Source organism: Leucobacter japonicus, from assembly GCF_001273855.1.
GTDB classification, from domain to species: Bacteria; Actinomycetota; Actinomycetes; order Actinomycetales; family Microbacteriaceae; genus Leucobacter; species Leucobacter japonicus.
Window position 1 is genome coordinate 40,365 of the sequence record NZ_JHBX01000107.1, and the last position, 21,203, is coordinate 61,567.

Consider the following 21,203-nt stretch of genomic DNA (forward strand, 5'->3'; position numbering starts at 1 on the left):
GTCCGTTGCCATGAGCGGCACACTCGCGCTCGCCTCCGCAATTGCGGAGATGGATCGCGGCGCGCTCACGGCTCTCGCCCGAGCACGGCGCCCGTTCTCCCCCTCGAGCGTGTCCGATCCGATCGGTTTCGCGGCCGATCTCCTGAAACCCGACTCCATCGCTCGGGCGATCGCCCCCCTCGATCGCGGCCTCCTCTCCGCGCTGCATCAGGTGTCCGGGCCCGCACAGGTGTCACAGCTGCTCTCTCTCGGCCTGCTCGGAACCGAGGCCGGGGCAGTCGTTCGGCTTCCTGAAGTCGACGCGGTCCTCGATGAAGCCTTGGCTGCCCATGGCGTCGCATCTGAGCAGCTCTCGGAGCCGACGACGGCGAGCGCCCCCGAGCAGGCGCACGACACGAGCGCATGGTTTACGTCGGCGCTCACCGCCGTCGGTCAATCCGCGGAAGCGCTGCGAACACTGCGCGATCGGCCCGGTCGACTCAACCGCACCGGCAGCATCGCGGTGGCCACGGTGAAGCAGATCGCCGATTCCACGGGCGTCGACGCTTCCGATGTCGCGCTCACCCTGTCTGCACTGCTGCGCACCGAACTGATCGCGTCACTCGCCGATGACCAGCTCCTCATCACTGCTGCCCGGTCAAGCGAGTGGCTGGCACTCGACCACGTGCAGCGATGGCTGCACCTGGCTTCTGCTGCGGCCCTCGCGATGCCTCGCCCGCTGCGGGTCGAGTGGGAGCGCGTCGGTGACCCCGGCCAGCACCTGGGGCTCCTCGCGGCGTCGATTCCGCACCGCTATCCGCTGCTGCCCAGCGCCGAGCTGGAAGCAGTATCGGAGTATGTGCGAAGCGCCGAGCACCTCGGCCTCACCTTCGGAGGAGCATTGACCCCGGTCGCCGACGGGCTCCTCGCAGGCGGCGACGTCTCCGCGGCGGTGCGGAGCGCAATGCCCGATCCCGCAGTCGGAGTCTATGTGCAGCCCGACCTCAGCGTCGTGGTTCCCGGGCCGCTCGACCCCGCCGATGAAGCCGTGTTGGCCGCGCTCGCACGCCCCGAGCACATCGGCGTCGCCTCCACTCGCCGTGTCTCCGAAACGTCCATTGCCGAGGCCTATGAGCGCGGGCTCACTCCCGAGTCCGCGCGCGAGGCGTTCTCCCGCATCTCGCTCACCGGCATCCCCCAACCCCTCGAATACCTCCTCGAATCACTGGGCGCCCGTGTCGGCGGCATCGTGGTCGGCGAGTATGCGGGCGATGAAGGGCGCACCCGCATCTCGCTGGCGCGGGCAGAGGTCGCGAGCACGCTGCTCGTCGACCGCTCACTGCAGCACCTGCAGCTGCACCGCTCTGCGGGGTCCGACACCGAGCTGTTCTCCCGGCTGAGTGCCGATCACGTGCTGGCGGCTCTCGCCGACGCCCGGTATCACGCAACGTCGCACGACGCCGCCCTGCGCTCGGGCGCCCCACAGCTCGCCCGCGTCGGCGAACCGCAGCGCAGCGCAGCGCACCCCCCGGCCGATGCCGATCCCCCGCTCGCCGCACCCCTGCGCGACCTGGTCGATCGGGTCTACTCCGCCGCGCGCTCTGAGCCGGGAACGGGCGACTTCACCCGGCGACTCGAACTCGCGATCCGTGATCGCAGCGCCGTACTCGTCACCGCCGAGGCGCGCGGGCAGGTGCGCACGTTCACGCTGCTCCCCGTCTCGGTGAACGCGGGGCGACTGCGCGCGGCCGATCAGGCAGCCGGAGTCGAGCGCACCTTTCCGGTGAGCATGATCACTTCAGTCGAACCCGTCTAACTTCGAGGCGCTCCGAATCGACCCCGACCGGGCTCCCCCGGGAGCGGCGCGGCCACCCCCGGTTCAGCGTTCCCCGGTAGACTCGCTCGTTATGACTCTCGGTCCCCTCATCGTGCAGAGCGACCACACCGTACTGCTCGAAGTCGCCCATCCCGACGCCGAAGACGCCCGACACGCGCTGGCCGTCTTCGCCGAGCTCGAGCGCGCTCCCGAGCACATCCACACGTACCGCGTCACACGACTCGGGCTGTGGAATGCGCGTGCCGCCGGGCACACGGCCGACGAGATTCTCGACACCCTCAATCGGTACGCCAAGTTTCCGGTGCCGAGCGGGGTCGCCTCCGAAATCGAAGACACGATGCGCCGCTACGGTCGCCTGACGATTGAGCGCGCACCGCTGCCCGGCGAAACCGCCGAGGCTGCCGAGGCCGCCGCCGACGGCACTCCCGGCGAGCCAGCCACGCAGCTCGTGCTGCGCTCCGAAGATCCGATGGTGCTGCGCGAGGTCGCGAGTGCGAAGAAGATCGCACCGCTGCTCGGCAACCGCATCGATGAGCACACTTTCCCCGTCGAAGCGTGGGCGCGCGGTGAACTCAAGCAGCAGCTCGTCGCACGCGGCTGGCCAGCTGAAGACCTCGCGGGCTATCGTCCCGGCGAGCCCTATGACATCGCTCTGGCCGAAGACGGCTGGGAGCTGCGCGACTACCAAGCGAAAGCGGTCGAGGCGTTCCAGCGGGGCGGCTCGGGCGTCGTCGTGCTACCCTGTGGCGCCGGCAAAACGATCGTCGGTGCCGCCTCAATGGCCGCGGTCGGCGCGAAGACCCTGATCCTGGTGACGAACGCCGTCTCCGCCCGCCAGTGGCGAGACGAACTGCTGCGCCGCACCAATCTCACGGAAGACGAGATCGGCGAGTACTCGGGCCAGGTGAAAGAGGTTAAGCCCGTCACCATCGCGACCTATCAGATCCTCACCAGTCGACGAAAGGGCGAGTACGCGCACCTGTCGCTGCTCGATGCCGAAGACTGGGGGGTCATCGTCTACGACGAGGTCCACCTGCTCCCCGCTCCCGTCTTCAAGCTCACGGCCGAGCTGCAGGCGCGTCGCCGTCTCGGTCTGACCGCGACCCTCGTGCGTGAGGACGGGCGCGAGGGCGACGTCTTCAGCCTGATCGGCCCCAAGCGCTACGACGCCGCATGGAAAGACATCGAGGCGCAGGGGTTCATCGCGCCGGCCGCATGCTTCGAGGTGCGCGTCGACTTCGGTGAGGCCGAGCGCCTCGACTACGCCGTCGCCGAAGATCAGGATCGCTACCGCATCGCATCGAGCGCGCTCATCAAGCAGCCCATCGCTCGTCGCATCATCGATCGCCACCCGGGCGAGAGCACCCTGGTCATCGGCCAGTACATCGATCAGTTGGAGTCGATGGCCGAGGCTCTCGGCTCGCCGCTGATCACGGGCCAGACCCCCGTCGACGAGCGTGAGCGACTGTTTCAGGCGTTCCGCTCGGGCGAAGAGAAGATCCTCGTCGTCTCGAAGGTCGCGAACTTCTCCGTCGACCTGCCCGACGCCTCGGTCGCCATTCAGATCTCGGGCTCGTTCGGTTCTCGGCAAGAGGAGGCCCAGCGCCTCGGCCGACTGCTGCGCCCGAAGTCGAACGGTGCGACGGCATCGTTCTACACGCTGATCACGCGCGACACCGTCGATCAAGACTTCGCGCAGAACCGCCAGCGCTTCCTTGCCGAGCAGGGGTACGCGTACACGATTCTCGACGCCGATGACCTCTAAATCGGCCTGCGCACCTCTCGGATTGGTGTCATTTTCTGCGCACATGAGTTGATACTTCGCGCAGAAAATGACACCGATCCGGGAAGTGAGCCGGACCGTCCGAGCCGCGCACCCTGAGTGATCCTCGTTTCGCATCTCGGGTCCGTCGAGTAATGTGAACGTGCACATTCGAGTTTCAGCGCGGAGGCCCTGATGTCCGGTAACGGAGAAGCGCGGGCCAAGCCGGCCAGCATCCGTGATGTCGCGCGCCTCGCCTCCGTCTCGCATCAAACCGTATCTCGGGTGCTCAACGACCACCCCAGCATCCGCACGGAAACGCGTCAGCGGGTGCTCGATGCCATACGTACCCTCGACTACCGACCCAATCTGGCCGCCCGTGCCCTGGCCTCGGCTCGCACCAATCTGCTGGGCATCCTGTCGGCGACCGTGGGCGAATACGGCACGACGTCGGCGATCGTCGCGATCGAGCAGGCGGCGCGCGAACGCGGGTATTCGATCAGCACCTTGAATCTCCCCGATTCGACTCCGGAAGCGATCGGTGAGGCCGTGCGCCTGCTGCAACACGAACAGGTCGACGGCATCATCGTGTTGGCCCCGCAGATGCGCGTGTACAACGTCATCGGGGGCCTGGGCTTGACCGTGCCGATCGTGAGCCTGCAGACGTCGACGGGCGGCAGCGCCGAAAGCGTCGCGTCCGATCAGGTACTCGGCGCGCGCATGGCGGTGGAGCACCTAATCGGTCTCGGTCACAGCGACATTCTGCACATCGCCGGCCCGCAAGACTGGATCGAAGCGGAATCGCGCATGCGCGGGTACCTCGATGCGATGTTCGAGGCCGACCTGTCGGCGCTGCCCCCGGTGCGCGGCGACTGGACGGCCGATTTCGGGCACTTCGCCGGGCGCGAGCTCGCGGGGCGGCGCGATGTGACGGCCGTCTTCGCCGCGAACGACCTCATGGCCGTCGGGCTCATGCACGGGTTTCGCGACGCCGGGGTGCGCGTGCCCGATGACATCTGCGTCATCGGGTTCGACGACATCCCGGTCGCGGCGCACGTGTGGCCGACACTGTCGACGGTGCGGGTCAACTTCGCAGAGCTCGGGCGGCGGGCGGTGACGCATCTGCTCGCGTCGATCGATCGGCACGAACCGCCGGTCTTCGAATTGCTCAGTCCGGAGCTCATCGTGCGAGAGTCCACAACTGCACAGGCAACACGTCGGTAACGATTCTGTAATCACCCCACAACGTCTTGACACTCGGCGTAACATCATCCACGATGTGAACGGTCACATGAGTGACAGAAGAACGATGACAGCGAGGTCGATCGAGTGGAACCCCAAACGAGCACGGCAGACGAAGCTCCGGTGCTGCAGATGCGCGACATCACCAAGGTCTTCCCGGGCGTCAAGGCTCTCTCGAACGTTTCGCTCACGGTGCGCCCCGCCACGATTCACGCGATCTGCGGCGAGAACGGCGCCGGCAAGTCGACGCTCATGAAGGTGCTCTCCGGGGTCTACCCCTTCGGCACCTACGACGGAGACATCATCGTCGAGGGCCAGGAGATGCGCTTCCGCGACATCCGAGCCAGCGAAGAGGCCGGCATTGTGATCATCCACCAGGAGCTCGCACTCATCCCTGAACTCTCGATCACCGAGAACATCTTCCTCGGCAACGAGCTGCGCCGCGGTCTGAGCATCGACTGGCAGGAGGCGCGCACGCGCACCGCCGAGCTGCTGCACCGCGTCGGGCTCCGCGAAGATCCCGACACCCCCATCAAGACCCTCGGCGTCGGCAAGCAGCAGCTCATCGAGATCGCGAAGGCACTGAACAAGAACGTGCGCCTGCTGATCCTCGATGAGCCGACCGCGGCGCTCAACGACAACGACTCCGCGCACCTGCTCGGCCTCATCCGCGATCTGCGCGAGCGCGGCATCGCCTCAATCATCATCAGCCACAAGCTCAACGAGATCGAGCAGATCGCCGACGACATCACGATCATCCGCGACGGTCGCGTGGTCGAGACCCTCAACGTGCAGCAGGGCGGCATCAACGAGGATCGCATCATCCACGGCATGGTCGGTCGCTCGCTCGAGCACCGCTACCCCGATCGCACCCCGAATCCCGGTGAGGTGTTCTTCGAGGTACGCGACTGGGTGGTGCAGCACCCCACCGTGCCCGAGCGGTTCGTGTCGAAGGGGTCGAGCTTCGACGTGCGTCGCGGCGAGGTCGTCGGGATCGCCGGTCTCATGGGCGCCGGGCGCACGGAGCTCGCAATGAGCGTCTTCGGCCGCTCGTACGGTCGCTTCATCTCGGGCACGATCATCAAGGACGGCGTCGAGATCCACGTCCCTGACGTCCCCGCAGCCATCAAGCACGGCATCGCCTACGTGAGCGAGGATCGCAAGTCGCTCGGCCTCAACCTGCTCGACTCGATCAAGCGCTCCGTGGTCGCCGCCAAACTCTCGAAGATCACCCACCGCGGCATGGTCGATGCGCAAGAGGAGCGCATCGTCGCCGAGCGCTACCGCAAGTCGCTGCGCATCAAGACCCCCGACGTCAACAACGGCGTCGCGAGCCTCTCCGGCGGCAATCAGCAGAAGGTCGTGCTCGCGAAGTGGATGTTCACCGACCCCGACCTGCTCATCCTTGACGAGCCCACCCGCGGCATCGACGTTGGCGCGAAGTACGAGATCTACTCGATCATCAACGAGCTCGCGAACGCCGGCAAGGGCGTCGTCGTGATCTCGAGCGAGCTCCCCGAGCTGCTCGGCATCTGCGACCGCATCTACACGGTGTTCGAAGGGCGCATCACCGATTGCATCCCCGCCGACCAGGCCACTCCCGAGACGCTCATGCGCAGCATGACGTCGCTGAATGTAAAGGCACACGCATGACCACCACCGACACCACGGAGCAGCGCGGCTTCCGTTTCACCGACATCCGCAAGATGTTCGGCGGGGGCACCTCGACCCTGCGGCAGTTCGGCATCCTGGGCAGCCTCATCGCGATCATCCTGATCTTCCAGATCGCTTCGCACGGGCTCACCCTCTCACCGGGCAACGTCATCAACGTGATGCAGCAGTACTCGTACATCCTGATCCTCGCGATCGGCATGGTGATGGTCATCATCATGGGCCACATCGACCTGTCGGTCGGCTCGGTCGCGGCGTTCGTCGGCATCGTGGTCGCGAAGTCGATGGCGGAGTGGAACTTCCCGTGGTGGGCCGCAATCATTCTCGGCCTCGTGCTCGGCGCCCTCGTCGGCGCGTGGCAGGGCCTCTGGGTGGCCTACGTCGGCGTTCCGGCCTTCATCGTCACGCTCGCGGGCATGCTGTTCTTCCGCGGCGCGAACCAGTGGATCGGTGACTCGATCTCGGTGCCGGTGCCCAAGGAGTTCGTGGTGATCGGTGCCGGCTACCTGCCCGAGATCGGCGGCATCCCGATTCCCTACAACGTGCCCACGCTGATTCTCGGTGTGCTGGCCGCGGCCTGGCTGGTCTTCTTCGAATGGCGCATCCGTCGTCAGCAGAAGAAGATGGGGGCGGATCGCGCACCCCTCTGGGTGAGTGTCACCAAGGTGGTGCTGCTCTGCGCCGTCATCATCGGCGCAGCACTCCTCTTCGGCAGCGGTCGCCCCGGCACCAGCTTCCCGGTCTCGGGTCTCATTCTGCTGGCGCTCGTGATCCTCTACTCCTTCGTCACGAACCACACGGTGTTCGGCCGCCACATCTATGCGGTCGGCGGCAACCGCCAGGCCGCGAAGCTCTCCGGCGTCAAAGACCGCCGCGTCGACTTCTTCGTGATGATGAACATGTCGGTGCTCGCCGCCGTGGCCGGCATGATCTTCGTCGCCCGTTCACAGGCCTCCGGCCCGCAAGACGGCAACGGCTGGGAGCTCGACGCCATCGCGGCCGTGTTCATCGGTGGCGCTGCGGTCTCGGGTGGCATCGGCACCGTGATCGGCTCGATCATCGGCGGTCTCGTCATGGCCTTCCTGAACAACGGCATGCAGCTGCTCAGCTTCGGTGCCGACACCGTGCAGATGGTCAAGGGCGCCGTGCTGCTCGTGGCCGTGGGCATCGATGCGTACAACAAGCAGCAGGGCCGCCCCTCGGTGATCGGCTTCCTCACGAAGAAGCGCACTCCCGCCGGCGAATTCGGCTCCGTCGAAACCACCCCCATCGGCGCCCGTGCCATGGAGCAGGCGCCGCCCGCGGCCCCCACTCCCAGCGACGCCTCCCCCCAAACTTCTCCCGCCGACGACAGCGCGACGAGGGAACCCGGCTCTCGATGACGAGTGCCACCAGAAGATGACAGAAAGCGAATCGAATCAATGAATAAGAGAATCCTCCTCTCGACGGGCGCGCTGCTCGCCGCGGCGGCACTGGCGCTCACCGGCTGCTCTTCGGAGCGCGGTGGCAGCGATGCCGGCGGCTCGTCCGATTCCTCCGAAACCGCGACCGGCTTCGAGGCCGGCTCGACTATCGGCGTCGCGCTGCCCGACAAGACCAGTGAGAACTGGGTGCTCGCGGGCAAGCTCTTCACCGACGACCTGACGAAGGCCGGTTTCAAGGCCGACGTGCAGTACGCACCGGCATCGAACACCGTCGCCGAGCAGCAGAACCAGATTCAGGCGATGGTCACCGGTGGCGCGAAGGTCATCATCATCGGCGCGAAAGACGGCAAGCAGCTCGGCACCCAGGTGCAGGCCGCGAAGGATGCCGGCGCCACGGTGATCGCCTACGATCGCCTCATCGAGAACACCGATGCGCTCGACTACTACGTCGCGTTCGACAACTTCAAGGTCGGCCAGCTGCAGGGCCAGGCGCTGCTCGACGGGCTCAAGGAGCGCTCGGATCACGACGCACCCTACAACGTTGAGCTGTTCTCGGGTTCGACCGACGACGCGAACTCGGCAGTCTTCTTCAACGGCGCGATGGATGTGCTGCAGCCGAAGATCGACGACGGCACCCTCGTGGTCGGCTCGGGCCAGACCGACATCCAGCAGACGGCAACTGCCGGGTGGAAGGCGGAGAACGCGCAGAGCCGCACCGACACCTTGCTGACGGCGACCTACAGCGATAAGACGCTCGACGGCGTGCTCTCGCCGAACGACACCCTCGCCCGCGCGATCCTCACCTCCGTCGAGCAGGCCGGCAAGCCGCTGCCCGTCGTCACCGGTCAGGATTCTGAGGTCGAGTCGGTGCGCTCCATCATGGAGGGCAAGCAGTACTCGACGATCAACAAGGACACCACGCTGCTCGTCGAGCAGGCCGTCAAGATGGTCGGCCAGCTCCAGAAGGGTGAAGAGGTCGACGTCAACGACACCGAGCAGTACGACAACGGCTCGAAGGTCATCCCCTCGTACCTGCTCGATCCGGTGATCGTCACGAAGGAGAACGCTGCTGAGGCGTACAAGAACGTGCCGAGCCTGCTCGACATCGTGAAGGAATACGACAAGTAACCACCGCAGGGCTTCTCACGAAGTTCTCGCACTGAGCTGCGCCGGGGCACGGCAGGATCACTCCTCCGTTCCCCGGCGCAGCGTCGTTTCGAAAGGCTGCGCATGACCGACTCGCACTTCTCCATCGATACCCCCGAGCATCGGGCGTGGCTCGACGAGCAGACTCGCCTGCTTCTCGAGTTCTCCGAGCCGGCACTCGACCCCGAGGCGGGCTTCTCCTGGCTCGACGATGCGGGCAGCCCCGTGCCCGCCGAGGGATCGCAGCTCTGGCTCGCCGGCCGGTACACCTACTGCGCCGTGCTCGGACACCTGCTCGGGTTCCCCGGCCAGGCCGAACGCGTCGAGCACGGGCTCGCGTTCCTGCGCTCGGGCGCACTGCGCGACACGGCCGATGGCGGATGGTTCGTCACGGTCGGCGCGGCCGATCCTGCAGCGAATTCGACGTTGAAAGAGAGCTACGGGCATGCATTCGTGCTGCTCGCCGCTGCCTCGGCGAAGCTCGCCGGCTTCGACGCCGACGATCTCTATGCCGATGTGCTCACCGAGTTGGAGCGCTGGTGGGAGCCGGCGCCTCAGATGTACGCCGACACGTGGGACCGCGAGTTCACCACGCTCGACCCGTATCGCGGCGCGAACTCCAACATGCACCTCGTCGAGGCGGGCCTGCTCGCGTACGAGGCCGACGGCGACCCCCGACACATCGAGCGATCGACCGCGATCGTGCGCCGGCTCATCGGCGAGGTCACGGCGCAGAACGAGTGGCGTCTGCCCGAGCACTACCTCGAGGATTGGACGCCCGACCCCGAGTACGGCGCCGACTCCCCCGACAGCCACTTCCGGCCCTACGGTGCGACGGTGGGCCACTGGCTTGAGTGGGCGCGACTCATCGTGGCGCTCGAGACGGCGCAGCGCGCAGCACTCGGCGAGTCAGACTCGTGGTTGATCGACGCCGCGCAGAACCTGTTCCGACGCGCGGTCGCCGATGCCTGGGACGAGGATCGCGGCGGCTTCGCCTTCAGCACCGACTGGAGCGGGAACATTCTCAACGACCACCGCTTCCACTGGGTGATCGCCGAGGCCGTCGGCACCTCGGCCGTGCTCTACCGGGTGACCGGCAACTCGGAGTACGCCGACTGGTACGCACGCTTCTGGACGTACGCGGCCGAGCACCACATCGAGGCCGACGGGAGCTGGATCCACGAACTCGACGCCGATGGTGCGGCCGCGAGCGGCACCTGGAGCGGCAAACCCGACCTCTACCATGCGCTGCAGGCAACGCTGTTCGCGCAGTTCCCGGCCACGCACACGCTCACGCACGGACTGAGCTCAGGAGCGCGCGACCAGGGCTGATCGAACGCGAATGGAAGAGGGCCGGTGGCCGAGGAATTCCTCGGCCACCGGCCCTCTGGCGTGTACAGCTGAGCGCGACTACGCACCGACCGCCACGAGCACTTTGACCTGCTCAGGATCGTTCGACGCGTCGAAGGCCTGCTGCGCCTGCTCCAGCGGGAACACAGCGGTCACGAGCTCGTCGAGCGGCAGACGCCGCTCCCGCAGCAGCTCGATCGCCGCTTCGACGTCCTGACGCACGTACATGAGGTTGCCGAGCAGTGCGATCTCGCGATCCTGGACCAGCTCGAGGTCGATCGTCGTCGGGCCCGCGGGCACGCCGACAGTCATGACCGTGCCGCCCTTTTCGAGCAGATCGATCGCGAGACGCACGGTGGACTCGCGCGAGACGCAGTCGAAGACCACATCGGCTTTGCCACCGAGCTCGCGCAGGGCGACGTCCACCGCATCGGGCGCGCTCGAGTCGAAGCTGCCGGTCGCCCCGAGTCGCTCGGCGCGTGCGCGCTTCGACTCGAGCAGGTCGGCGACGACCACGTGCGATGCGCCGGCGTGGAGCGCGGCGATCGAGACGAACAGTCCGATCGGGCCCGCACCCAGCACCACGACGCGCGCACCGGCGAGGTCGCCGGCGCGGCGCACCGCGTGCATCGGCGTCGCGAGCGGTTCGATGAGGGCGGCCTCGCGGTCGCTCAGATCGTCGGGAAGCTCGATGACGCGATCGGCCGCAATGGTGAAGCGATCCGTCATGCCGCCCGGAGTCTGGCAGCCGAAGACGTCGAGCGTCGCGCAAATGTTGTAGCGGCCGCGCTGGCAGGGCGTGCACTCGCCGCACGCGAGGTTCGGCTCGACCACGACGCGCTTGCCGACGAGCTCAGCGGGCGCGTCGGCCCCGGCCGCCTCGACGACACCGATCACCTCGTGCCCCGGCCAGAACGGCAGCGACATGAAGGGGTGGCGACCGTGCGCGGCGTGCACGTCCGAGCCGCAGATGCCCACGATGGTGGAGCGCACGAGCACATCGCCCAGGCCTGCGACGGGCGCCGCAACCTCTTCGACACGGATGTCATCTGCCGAGTTCACGACAATGCGTCGCACGGCGTTCTGCACGTCGCCCATCAGACTGCCGTGTAGCCGCCGTCGGCGACGAGCACCGACCCGGTGATGAACGAGGCGGCGTCACTCGCGAGGAAGACGACGCTCGGCGCGATCTCCTCGGGCAGGGCGAAGCGCTGCTGCGGGGCGTCCTCGATCCAGTAGCGCTGGAACTCGGGGTTGTCGACCGGAGCCATCTCGGTCTTCACGTAGCCCGGTGCAACGGCGTTGACGCGGATGCCGAGCGGAGCCCACTCGACCGCCAGCGACTTGGTGAGGTGGTGCACAGCGGCCTTCGACGCGTTGTAGGCCGGCTGCATCTGCGGCCGGTTGACGATGAGACCCGACATCGATCCGATGTTCACCTGCGAACCGCCGCCGATCTCGCGCATGTGCTCGCCGACCGCGATGCTCGCCTTCCAGAGTGCTCGCACGTTGAGGTCCCAGACGGCATCCCACTGCTCGTCGGTGACGCCCCACGACTCGCCGTGGAAGCAGGTGCCGGCGTTGTTGACGAGGATGTCGATCTGCCCGAGGCCGGCCTTGGCCTCGTCGACCATGCGGGTGATCTGCGCATCGTCGGTGATGTCGGCGGTGATCGCGACGAACTCGTGGCCGGCGGCCGCAGCCTCGGCGACGACCTGCGCGTTGCGCTCGGCGCTGCGGCCGACGATCGCGACGCGGGCGCCTGCCTCGGCGAGCCCGAAGGCGAACGCCTTGCCGAGGCCCTGATTGCCACCGGTGACGAGGGCGGTTTTGCCCTCGAGGCTGAACGTAGTCATGTGCGTGTCCTTTTCGTGTGTTTCTGGTGTGGAACGTGTGTGATCACGGCGTCGTCGGCTCAGCGGCCGGGGTAGACGACCGACTTCAGACTGTCGGGGTTGGTGTCGCTCTCGAGTGCTTGCTCGACCTCGTCGAGGCCGAAACGCCCGGTCACGAGCGAGTCGAGGTCGACCTGTCCGTTCGCGACGAACTGGATCGCCACCGGCCAAGTTTCGGTGTAGCGGAAGATGCCCGTCACCGTGATCTCGCGGTTCTGGATGTCTTCGACGGGCAGCGTCATCTCGGGGTTGCCGAGGCCGACGAGCACCGCGGTACCCGCGGGGCGCACCGCGCGAATGCCCGACTGCACCGCGGGAGCGGCACCGCTCGCGTCGATGAAGGCGTCGATCGGCAGGCCGAAGTCGGCGGGATTCTGGGTGCGCGGGTCGATGGTGCGGGTCGCGCCGTACTTCAGGGCCCGCTCGCGGCGCTCCTCGACGAGATCGGAGACGATGACCTCTCCGGCCCCGAAGGCGCGCGCAGTCTGCGCCGTGATGATGCCGATCGGGCCGGCACCCGCGATGAGTACCGTCGAGCCGGGAACAATGCCGGCCTTGCGCACGGACGTGATCGCGACCGAGAGCGGCTCGAGCAGCGCTGCGGCCTCATCGGTCACAGAATCGGGCACGTCGTGGGCGAACATCGACTGGATGGTTACGTACTCGGTGAAGGCGCCGTCGATCGGCGGGGTGGCGTAGAACTCCATGTCCGGGCACAGGTTGTACCTGCCGATGCGGCACTCGCGGCAGTGGCCGCAGGGTCGCTGCGGTTCGATGGCGACGCGCTGACCCACGCGCGAGGCGTCGACGCCCGAGCCCACGGCGACGATGACGCCGCCGACCTCATGGCCGAGCACCAGCGGACCGTCGACGACGAAGTCACCGATGCGCCCCTCACGGAAGTAGTGGACGTCGGAGCCGCACACGCCCACCGCGCCCACGCGCACGAGCACCTCATCGGCCGCGGGCGTGGGAACGGGACGCTGCTCGATGGTGAGCTCACGCGTGCCGAGCAGCACGCTGGCGCGCATCTGCTGCGGAATCTCGGGGGTGGTCATGAGGCTTCTCCTTGGGGTGATACTGATGGGAATGCTTCCGGATGCGATGGGCCGAGCAGCGCGCGGCCGACGACGACGTGGTGCGCGCCCAACGCGAGCGCGCGCGCGGCGAGCCCCGCGTCGACGCCGCCGTCGACACTGACCCGAGTCGAGGGGGCGAGGTCGGAGACCCGTGTGAGCAGCTCGGGCCGCGCCGACTGCCGAGTACCGGGCTCGATGAGCATGACGAGGGTGCCGGTGGCGCCAGCGTTGCTGTCGACGTGCCGTTGCGCCTCGAACTCGTCCGCTGGGTTCACGACCGACCAGATCTCGCCGCCCGCCGTACGGAACGCGGAGCTCAGCTCGAGATCGGCCGCGTAGGGAGTGGGCAATGCGACACGCTGCACCCCGCCCTGCGACGCGCAGACCAGGAGGCGGCCGATCTCGTCGCGCACATCATCGTCTCTGACCGTCGCGGCGAGCACGATCACGTGCACCTCCAGCAGCGCGTCGGGGTAGCGCTCACCGAGCGCCACGATCAGTTCGGGCACGATGCCCAGATGCACCAGACCGTGGCGCTCATCGCGCCCGATGATGACATCGAGGTGCATCGGCAGACCTGCTCCGACAAACCGAGCCGCGGCTTCGTCGCGCGCGGCCTCGGGTGCCGAGTACAGGCTGGCATACACCGCGCCGTCAGGCAGTTCCGCGACCCAGCCGGCGTGCGGCAGCGGCGCTGCGAGTTCACGCGTGCGATCAGCGGCCACACTCATGCCCGACTCCGGTCAAGCGATTCGACTGCAGCGACCTCGGAGTATCGGGCGAAGCGCTCGGACGATCCACGCCGTGGTTCGGCCGATACTCGGCGCTCCGGCTTCCAGCTCTCTGCGAGCTCCGCAATCGGTGCCCCGGTGACTACCGATGCCGCTTGCACGGCCGCCCCGCGCGCGACCGCTTCAGGGGCGTCGACGAGATGCACCGGTTTGCCCAGCGCATCGGCGAGGATCTGCCGGGTCGCTGACGAACGCGCGGCACCGCCGATGGCGATGACCTCACCATCGGTGCGCACCCCGCAGCGTTCGACGTGCGACAGGCCGGCGACGAGCCCGAACACCACGCCCTCGTAAGCCGCGCGCGCCAACTGCTCGCGCGTGGTCTCGGTCGTGAGGTCGGCGAGCAGTCCGGCAGCCAGCGGGCGATTGGGCGTGCGCTCACCGTCGAGGAACGCAGCGAGTACGGGCCCCTCCTGGCCGGCGGCGAGCGCGAGTTCCGAGAGCTCGTCGTGGTTCGTCCCCATCAGGCGCGCGAACGTATCGACGACCTTTGCGCCGTTCAGCGTGCAGACGAGGGGCAGGAACCCACCGGTCAGGTTTGCGACGCCGTTCACGAGCCCGCTGGGGTCGCGCACCGGATCGGGAGTCGTCGAGAAGACGACACCCGAAGTGCCGAACGCGAACACCGCGTCGCCCTCAGCAATGCCGAGACCGAGCGCCGAAGCGTGCTGATCACCGCCGCCGGCGGAGACCAACGCCGGCTCGGTGATCCCGAGCTCGACCATCGCCTCGGCAGTCGTCGACCCGGCGACGCCCTCGGGCGCCAACACCTCGGGCAGCAGGCTCGCCCAGTCGCGCGAGTCATCGATGAGTGCGAGGTGGTCGAGCAGGTAGACGTTGGTCGCGGGGTCGAAGTAGCCGGTGCCCGATGCCTCCGACCGGTCGGTCGCGAACGCGCCCGTGAGCCGGTACGTGAGGTAATCGTGCGGCAGCAGGATCGTCGCGAGGCGGGCGAAGTTCTCGGGCTCGTGCGCCGCGAACCAGGCCACCTTGCTCAGCGTGAACGCCGCGGTCGGCAGGGAGCCGGTCGCGGTGATGAGCTGCTCAGCGCCGATGCGTGCCGTCAGGCTGCGCAACTCGGCGTCGGTCGTCGTGTCGTTCCAGAGCTTGGCGTCGCGGATCACATCGCCGTTCGCGTCGAGCGGCACCATTCCGTGGCACTGACCGGCGACGGAGATCGCCTGCACGCGCACGGGGCCGGCCTCGGCGAGCGCCGCGCGGAACGCACTGACGAATGCCGACCACCAGGCGCGCGGATCTTGCTCGCTGCGCGGCGGGGCGACAGGCGGGTGCGGTGCGGTGGCTCCAGAAACACGGCGCCCATCGGCGATCGCGAAGAGCTCGACCTTGCACGACTGCGTCGAAGTGTCGACGCCGGCCACGACCGAGATCATGCCTGAGCCTCCTGCACCGGAACCGAGACGGCGTCGGGCAGATCTTGCTGCTGGCCCACGATTCCCGCGGGGTGGATCTGCACGACCTCTTCCCAACTGAATCCGCGCAGGCCCATCAGCGTCACCGTGAGCGCGTCACCCCAGGCTCCAGCGACAAGCGTGCTGCCGAGGGCGATGAGCCCACCGGCATCGGCCTCGATCGGGTCGGTCGTGATGTGCACCACCCGCGACGCGGCGGCGGCGAACGGCGACTCCGGACGTTCCGTGACCGCGATGACGTCGGTGCCGCGTTCGACGAGGCGCTCCGCAAGCTGCGTGAGCTCGGCCGACTGCCCTCCCTTCGAGAAGGCGATGACGAGATCGTCGGGCGTGACCGCTCCCATGCCGCCGTGCAGCGCATCTTGCGACGGCAGATAGAACGACGGGGTGCCCGACACCGAGAGGAGATGAGCGAGGCGCTCGGCCATGATGCCGGAGGTGCCGGCACCCGTGGTGACGATCTTGCCCGTGCACCGCTGTACGGCTCCGACGACCTCGGCGAAGTCGTCGTTGATCTGCTCGGCCAGATTGGCGAGGGCCTGTGATTCGCGAAGGATCGCCTCTCTGGCGTGCTGCACGAGGTCGGCTGCGGTTGCGCTCATATGATTGACCTAATCTCTCATTTGTTGCATTTACTCTATCGCCTTGGGCGGATTGAGGCGACTTCGCTTCGGGCAATCTGCCCGGAACGAACCCCGCGATGTGAGAGGATGACCCCTCGAGAGGAGACGCCCATGGAGCCCGGCCCCAACCGACTCGTCGAAATGGCCCACGTCGCCCGCGAACACTTCATCAATGACGTCCCGATGGTGGAACTTGCGGCGCGCACCGGCATGTCTCGATTCCGCGTCGCCCGCCTCATCGCCGAGGCCCGCGAACTCGGCGTGCTGCGCATCAGCATCGGTGAACCCCAGGCGCTCGCTCGCGATGAAGTCGCCGAACTGCGGCGTCGATACGGGCTGCGCGAGATCCGATGCGTGACGCTCCCCGACGACGGCGACGATCCCGCCGGGTTGCACGACGCGCTCGGCCGAACCGCCGCCGAGTACCTTGAGTCTTCGGTTCGCGCGGGCGAAGTGCTCGGATTCGCAAGCGGTCGCACACTGGGGGCGATCCCGCGCCATCTGCACGCTCTGCCCGTCTGCGACGTCGTGCAGCTCACCGGGCTCTCGGGCCCGCCTGGCGAGACCGCAGGCGATCTGGTGCGCGCGGTCAGTGCGATCTCGACGGGTGCCCCCGCACCGCTGTACGTCCCCCTCGTTGCCTCCGATGCCGAGGCCGCTACCGTACTCGAGCGGCAGACCGGCGTCGCCGAGACACTGGCACGCATGCCCGAGGTGACGCGCGCCATGCTCGCGCTCGGGAGCTGGGTTCCCGTGGTGTCGCAGCTCGTCGACTCGATCACCGAACCCGAGGCGCAGGCATTGATCGCGAGCGGCGTGCGCGCCGATGTCGGCGCCTCGCTCTTCGACGAAGCGGGCGAACGTGTTTCCGCGCTCGACGACCGCACCATCGCGATTCCGTTCTCGGTGCTGCGGAGCATCCCCGAGATCGTCGTTGTGGCCGGCGGCGCCGAGAAGCATGCGGCACTGCGCGCGGTCCTGCGCGCCGGTTTCGTCACGACGCTCATCACCGATCGTGCATCAGCACTCTCACTGCTCGCTGACACACACGGAAACTGACAGCGGCGGCCCGCTCCCCTGCCCGGGAGCGAACCGCCGCTGATCATGTGTTACTTCTCCTGGCCGGGAAGACCCTCGTAGGCGATATCGCCAGTCTTGAGGTTCTCGGCAATCAGGTCGCTCAGTCCGTCAAGGAAGGCCGGGCGGTCGTTGACCACGTGGTCGAGCGCGTCGTCGACGTTCTCCTTCGTGATGGGAGGCATGGTGTAGACGAGGTTGTTGTCCACGTCCTCGCCACGCGCGATCGCCGCGCCGACCGCAACGCCGGTCGCGAGCTGCACGGTGCCGTTCTGCAACGAGGTGCCGATGAAGTCACCGCTCTTGACAGCGTTCAGGCCATCCTCGATGCCGTCGATGCCGACGACCGGAACATCGTCCATGCCGGCTTCGCGCAGCGCCTGCTTGGCACCGAGACCCATGTCGTCGTTCTGCGAGATCACGCCGTCGATGTCATCGCCGAATGCCGAGATCCAGTTCTTGACCTTGTTGACGGCCTCGTCGCGGCTCCAGTTCGCGGTGTCCTTGGCGAGCACCTTGACGTCGGGGTTCTTCTCGAGCACCTGGTCGATACCGGCGCCGCGGTTGATCTCGCCCGAGCCGCCGAGGGGGCCCTGCAGAATGACCACGTTGCCCTTGCCACCGAGCTCGTCCATCATCATCTCGGCTTCCTGAGCACCTGCGGCCACGTCATCGGGCTGCACGCTGCCGGCGACGTCCTCGTTGTTGAGGGTCGCGTTGACGTCGAGGAAGGGGATGCCGGCTTCCTTCGCCGCGGCAACCTGGGGCTGCAGCGTGTCGGCCTGCACCGGCACGACCATGATCGCGTCGACCTTGGCCTGGATGAACTGATCGACCTGGGTCGCCTGCGTGGAAACGTCCATCTTCGCGACGTTCCAGAGGATCTCGATGTTGTTGTCTTCGGCGTAGCGGTCGATGCCTTCCTTGCCTTCGGTGATGAAGGAAGACATGTCGTAGACGCTGACACCGATGGTGACGCGCTCCTTGCCGCTGTCATCCGCGCCCTGCTGCGCTGCAGGATCGCCGGCGCCACAAGCCGCGAGCGACAGCGCTGCTGCGCCGGCCACGACGACCGCGAAGCTGCGGGTCATTCGGGAGGTGAACTTCATGGGGAACTCCATTTCAGTGTTGGGTAGTGCGGTGAGAGGGAGCGCCGTGCCTCATCCGCGAGGCACGGCGACGTTCAGGATCGCCGTCGTTTACTGGCCCAGACGTCAACCGCCACGGCGGCCACGATCAGCACGCCCTTGATCACGTCCTGCCAATATGCGGGGACGGTCAGGATGTCGAGGCCGTTGTTGAGCGTCTGGATCAGCAGCAGGCCGAGCGCGGTACCCCAGACGGTGCCGCGACCGCCCATGAGGCTGGCGCCGCCGATGACGACGGCCGCGATCGCGTCGAGCTCGTAGCCCTGACCGAGGTTCGGCGATCCGCTGATGACGCGCGACGAGAGCATGATGCCCGAGAGTCCGGCGAGCGCACCGCTGATCGCGTAGACGCTGAACAGCACGCGGCCCGTCTTGACACCGGCGATCTGCGCGGCAAGTGGGTTGCCGCCGACGGCGTACACGCGCAGACCGTAGCTCGTGCGGCGCATGATGAGACCGAAGCCGAGGATCGCAATGATCATCAGGATCACGGGGATGGTGAGGCCGAAGACGCGGGTGTTGGCGAACTGGCCGTACTCCGCGGGGAGTCCGTTGATGGGCGCACCGTCGCCGAGCACGAAGGCCAGGCCGCTGGCGAGCGTGAGCATGCCGAGTGTTGCGATGAACGGCGGCACCTTCATCACCGAGACGACGAAACCGTTGACCGACCCTGCGGCGAACCCCACCGCCACGGCGACGACCGGGGCCAACCAGAGCTGATCGGGCGCGGCCTTCGCCGTGACAGCCGCGGCCATGGCGCTCAGCGCGATCACGCTGCCGACCGACAGGTCGATGCCGCCCGTGAGAATCACGAGCGTCTGCCCCAGCGCGATCAGCGCGAACGGTGCGGCGGCGATCAGAATCGTCGTCACGTTGTCCACGGTGCCGAAGCGCGCACTGCGGTAGAGGAAGAAGGCGATGATGAGCAGCATCACGATCACCATCGCGTACCGGATGGCGAGTTCGCGGAACCAAGGGCCCGAGAATCGGCGCAGATCGCCGCTCTCGGACACCGTCCGCATCACTTCAGTCTTCGTCGGGTTCGACATGTCATGCGTCCTTTCGCGGGGCCTCGGCGGCCATTCCCGCTTCAGTGGCTTCGAGTCCGCTGGCGAGGCGGAAGATTCGGTCCTGCACCTCGGCGCGGGAGAGGTCGTCGGCGGAGAGTTCCCCGGCAACCGCGCCGTCTCGCAGCACGAGCGCGCGGTGCGACAGGCTGAGGATCTCGGGCATATCGCTCGACGCCATCAGCACGGCCATACCGCTCGCCGCCAGGTCGACGATGATGCGGTAGATCTCGCTGCGCGCGCCGACGTCAACGCCGCGCGTCGGCTCGTCGAGCAACAACACGTCGACGTCGTCGGTGAGCCACCGGGCGAGCACGACCTTTTGCTGGTTGCCGCCCGACAGTGTTTCGAGCGACTGATCAAGACCGCGGCTGCGCAGGCGCACCGAGTCCATGACCTCCGAGATCTTCGCCCGGCGCGCCCGCTGGCGCAAGAAGCCGGCGATCGAGAACTGGCCGAGGCCCGGCAGTGTGCCGTTGTCGAGCACCGACATCGGCAGTACGGCTCCGGCCCCCTTGCGGTCCTCAGGTACGAGGGCCATCTTGGCGTTGATCGCGGCTGACGGCTCGCCCGGCTTCACCTTCGCGCCGCGCACACGCACCTGGCCGCTTTCGGAGCGGCGCACACCGAATACGGTCTCCATGAGCTCGGTGCGGCCGGCTCCGACGAGCCCGGCCAGGCCCACGATTTCTCCGCGGCGCACGCTCAGCGTGATGGGCTCGGCGGCGCCCGCGACCTGAAGCGCGTCGAGTTCGAGCAGCACTTCATCGGAGGGAACGCCCCGGTCAGGGAAGAGGTCTTCGAGCTCGCGACCGATCATGGCCGTCACGATGTCGTCATCGGAGAGGTTCGCGAGCGGCTGGTCCTCGACCAGGTCCCCGTCACGCAGCACGATCACCCGATCGGCGATCGCACGGATCTCCTCCATCTTGTGCGTCGTGAAGAGGAGTGCCACGCCGCGCTTCCGCAGCATGTCCATGACTTCGAGCAAGCGGCCGACCTCGCGCTCGGAGATCGCACTCGACGGCTCATCGAGGAGGATCACACTCGCGCCCGTGTTGGTCGCTTTGACAATCTCGATGATCTGACGGATGCCCACGGGCAGATCACCCATGCGCTTGCGCGGGTCGACGGCGAGCCCGAAGACCGCCAGCTGATCCCGGGCCGCATCGATCATCGCGCCTCGGCGCAGCCCCAATGGGCCGCGCAATTCGCGGCCGATGAAGAGGTTCTCGTAGACCGAGAGCTCAAGGATCGAGGCGAGCTCCTGCGGCACGATGGCGACGCCGAGCCTGTGGGCGGCCTGCGCGTTGCCTGCGGGAAGGGGCGTGCCCTGCACGTGCACCGTGCCGGCGTCCGGTCGGTACTGGCCCGAAGCAATTTTCATGAGCGTCGATTTGCCGGCGCCGTTCTCGCCGGCGAGTGCGGTGATGGTGCCCGCCTCGAGGGTCAGGGAGATGCCTCGCAGCACCGGCACACCACCGAACCCCTTGATGATGCCCGCGCACTCGAGCAGCGCGCCCGCAGGTGCGGTCGCAGGCTCGTTCGCTTGCAAGTCACTCATGATGCATGCACCTCTCTCCACGGCGAGCGGAGGTTTCTCGTCGTTCCAACTCTGGGTCGCAGCGTTCGCGACCCGTATAGGTTTCTACCACGAGTTGTAACATCTGAGAAACACT

The 21,203-nt window shown here is 67.3% G+C and carries 17 protein-coding genes; 8 read left to right on the forward strand and 9 right to left on the reverse strand.

Annotated elements, in window-relative coordinates:
• Window positions 1-10 precede the first annotated feature (10 nt).
• The 7 genes from AMS67_RS08945 to AMS67_RS08975 all read left to right on the forward strand — a co-directional run bounded on the left by AMS67_RS08945 (window position 11) and on the right by AMS67_RS08975 (window position 10,393).
• Complete coding sequence (locus tag AMS67_RS08945) at window positions 11-1,795, forward strand: helicase-associated domain-containing protein (protein ID WP_053387074.1); 1,785 nt, start codon at window positions 11-13, stop codon at window positions 1,793-1,795.
• 91 nt (window positions 1,796-1,886) lie between these two features.
• Complete coding sequence (locus tag AMS67_RS08950; RefSeq protein WP_053387075.1) at window positions 1,887-3,581, forward strand: DNA repair helicase XPB; 1,695 nt, start codon at window positions 1,887-1,889, stop codon at window positions 3,579-3,581.
• 192 nt (window positions 3,582-3,773) lie between these two features.
• Window positions 3,774-4,802: a LacI family DNA-binding transcriptional regulator gene (locus tag AMS67_RS08955; protein ID WP_053387076.1), complete on the forward strand. Its 1,029-nt coding sequence runs from the start codon at window positions 3,774-3,776 to the stop codon at window positions 4,800-4,802.
• 150 nt (window positions 4,803-4,952) lie between these two features.
• The gene (gene mmsA, locus AMS67_RS08960; RefSeq protein ID WP_053387147.1) at window positions 4,953-6,473 is read left to right on the forward strand and encodes a multiple monosaccharide ABC transporter ATP-binding protein; all 1,521 of its coding nucleotides are present in this window, start codon (window positions 4,953-4,955) and stop codon (window positions 6,471-6,473) included.
• Complete coding sequence (mmsB, locus tag AMS67_RS08965; protein ID WP_053352309.1) at window positions 6,470-7,873, forward strand: multiple monosaccharide ABC transporter permease; 1,404 nt, start codon at window positions 6,470-6,472, stop codon at window positions 7,871-7,873. Before mmsA ends, mmsB begins: the two co-directional genes overlap by 4 nt.
• A 39-nt stretch (window positions 7,874-7,912) precedes the next feature.
• Window positions 7,913-9,043: a substrate-binding domain-containing protein gene (locus AMS67_RS08970; protein WP_053352310.1), complete on the forward strand. Its 1,131-nt coding sequence runs from the start codon at window positions 7,913-7,915 to the stop codon at window positions 9,041-9,043.
• A 102-nt stretch (window positions 9,044-9,145) separates the two neighbouring features.
• Window positions 9,146-10,393 carry an AGE family epimerase/isomerase gene (locus tag AMS67_RS08975; RefSeq protein WP_053387077.1) on the forward strand — a complete coding sequence of 416 codons (1,248 nt, stop codon included), beginning with the start codon at window positions 9,146-9,148 and terminating at the stop codon, window positions 10,391-10,393.
• Window positions 10,394-10,471: 78 nt separating this feature from the next.
• Here the strand turns inward: AMS67_RS08975 and AMS67_RS08980 are convergent, their stop codons facing one another.
• The 6 genes from AMS67_RS08980 to AMS67_RS09005 are packed head-to-tail and all read right to left on the reverse strand — an operon-like array spanning window position 10,472 to window position 16,211.
• Window positions 10,472-11,509 (reverse strand): zinc-dependent alcohol dehydrogenase, encoded by a 1,038-nt coding sequence (locus AMS67_RS08980; protein ID WP_053387078.1) that lies wholly within the window; start codon window positions 11,507-11,509, stop codon window positions 10,472-10,474.
• Window positions 11,509-12,267, reverse strand: a complete 759-nt coding sequence (locus tag AMS67_RS08985) for an SDR family NAD(P)-dependent oxidoreductase (protein WP_053387079.1) — start codon at window positions 12,265-12,267, stop codon at window positions 11,509-11,511. Before AMS67_RS08985 ends, AMS67_RS08980 begins: the two co-directional genes overlap by 1 nt.
• A gap of 59 nt (window positions 12,268-12,326) precedes the next feature.
• On the reverse strand, window positions 12,327-13,364 hold the full coding sequence (locus tag AMS67_RS08990; protein WP_053387080.1) for an NAD(P)-dependent alcohol dehydrogenase: 1,038 nt from the start codon (window positions 13,362-13,364) through the stop codon (window positions 12,327-12,329).
• Complete coding sequence (locus AMS67_RS08995; protein ID WP_053387081.1) at window positions 13,361-14,116, reverse strand: beta/alpha barrel domain-containing protein; 756 nt, start codon at window positions 14,114-14,116, stop codon at window positions 13,361-13,363. The genes AMS67_RS08990 and AMS67_RS08995 overlap by 4 nt, the downstream gene beginning before the upstream one ends.
• A complete protein-coding gene (gene xylB / locus AMS67_RS09000) occupies window positions 14,113-15,570 on the reverse strand; it encodes a xylulokinase (RefSeq protein ID WP_053387082.1) in 1,458 nt (485 codons plus the stop codon). The genes AMS67_RS08995 and xylB overlap by 4 nt, the downstream gene beginning before the upstream one ends.
• Entirely contained in the window at window positions 15,567-16,211 is a 645-nt protein-coding gene (locus AMS67_RS09005; RefSeq protein WP_053387083.1) for a KpsF/GutQ family sugar-phosphate isomerase, read from the reverse strand. The genes xylB and AMS67_RS09005 overlap by 4 nt, the downstream gene beginning before the upstream one ends.
• A gap of 132 nt (window positions 16,212-16,343) precedes the next feature.
• Here AMS67_RS09005 and AMS67_RS09010 point away from each other — a divergent pair, with 132 nt between their 5' ends.
• Window positions 16,344-17,291: a sugar-binding transcriptional regulator gene (locus AMS67_RS09010; protein WP_053387084.1), complete on the forward strand. Its 948-nt coding sequence runs from the start codon at window positions 16,344-16,346 to the stop codon at window positions 17,289-17,291.
• 50 nt (window positions 17,292-17,341) lie between these two features.
• Here AMS67_RS09010 and AMS67_RS09015 read toward each other — a convergent pair whose 3' ends face one another.
• From AMS67_RS09015 to AMS67_RS09025, 3 genes are all read right to left on the reverse strand, one after another.
• Window positions 17,342-18,418 (reverse strand): substrate-binding domain-containing protein, encoded by a 1,077-nt coding sequence (locus AMS67_RS09015; protein WP_053387085.1) that lies wholly within the window; start codon window positions 18,416-18,418, stop codon window positions 17,342-17,344.
• 74 nt (window positions 18,419-18,492) lie between these two features.
• Entirely contained in the window at window positions 18,493-19,506 is a 1,014-nt protein-coding gene (locus tag AMS67_RS09020) for an ABC transporter permease (RefSeq protein ID WP_053387086.1), read from the reverse strand.
• Window position 19,507: 1 nt separating this feature from the next.
• Entirely contained in the window at window positions 19,508-21,088 is a 1,581-nt protein-coding gene (locus AMS67_RS09025; protein ID WP_053387087.1) for a sugar ABC transporter ATP-binding protein, read from the reverse strand.
• Window positions 21,089-21,203 lie beyond the last annotated feature (115 nt).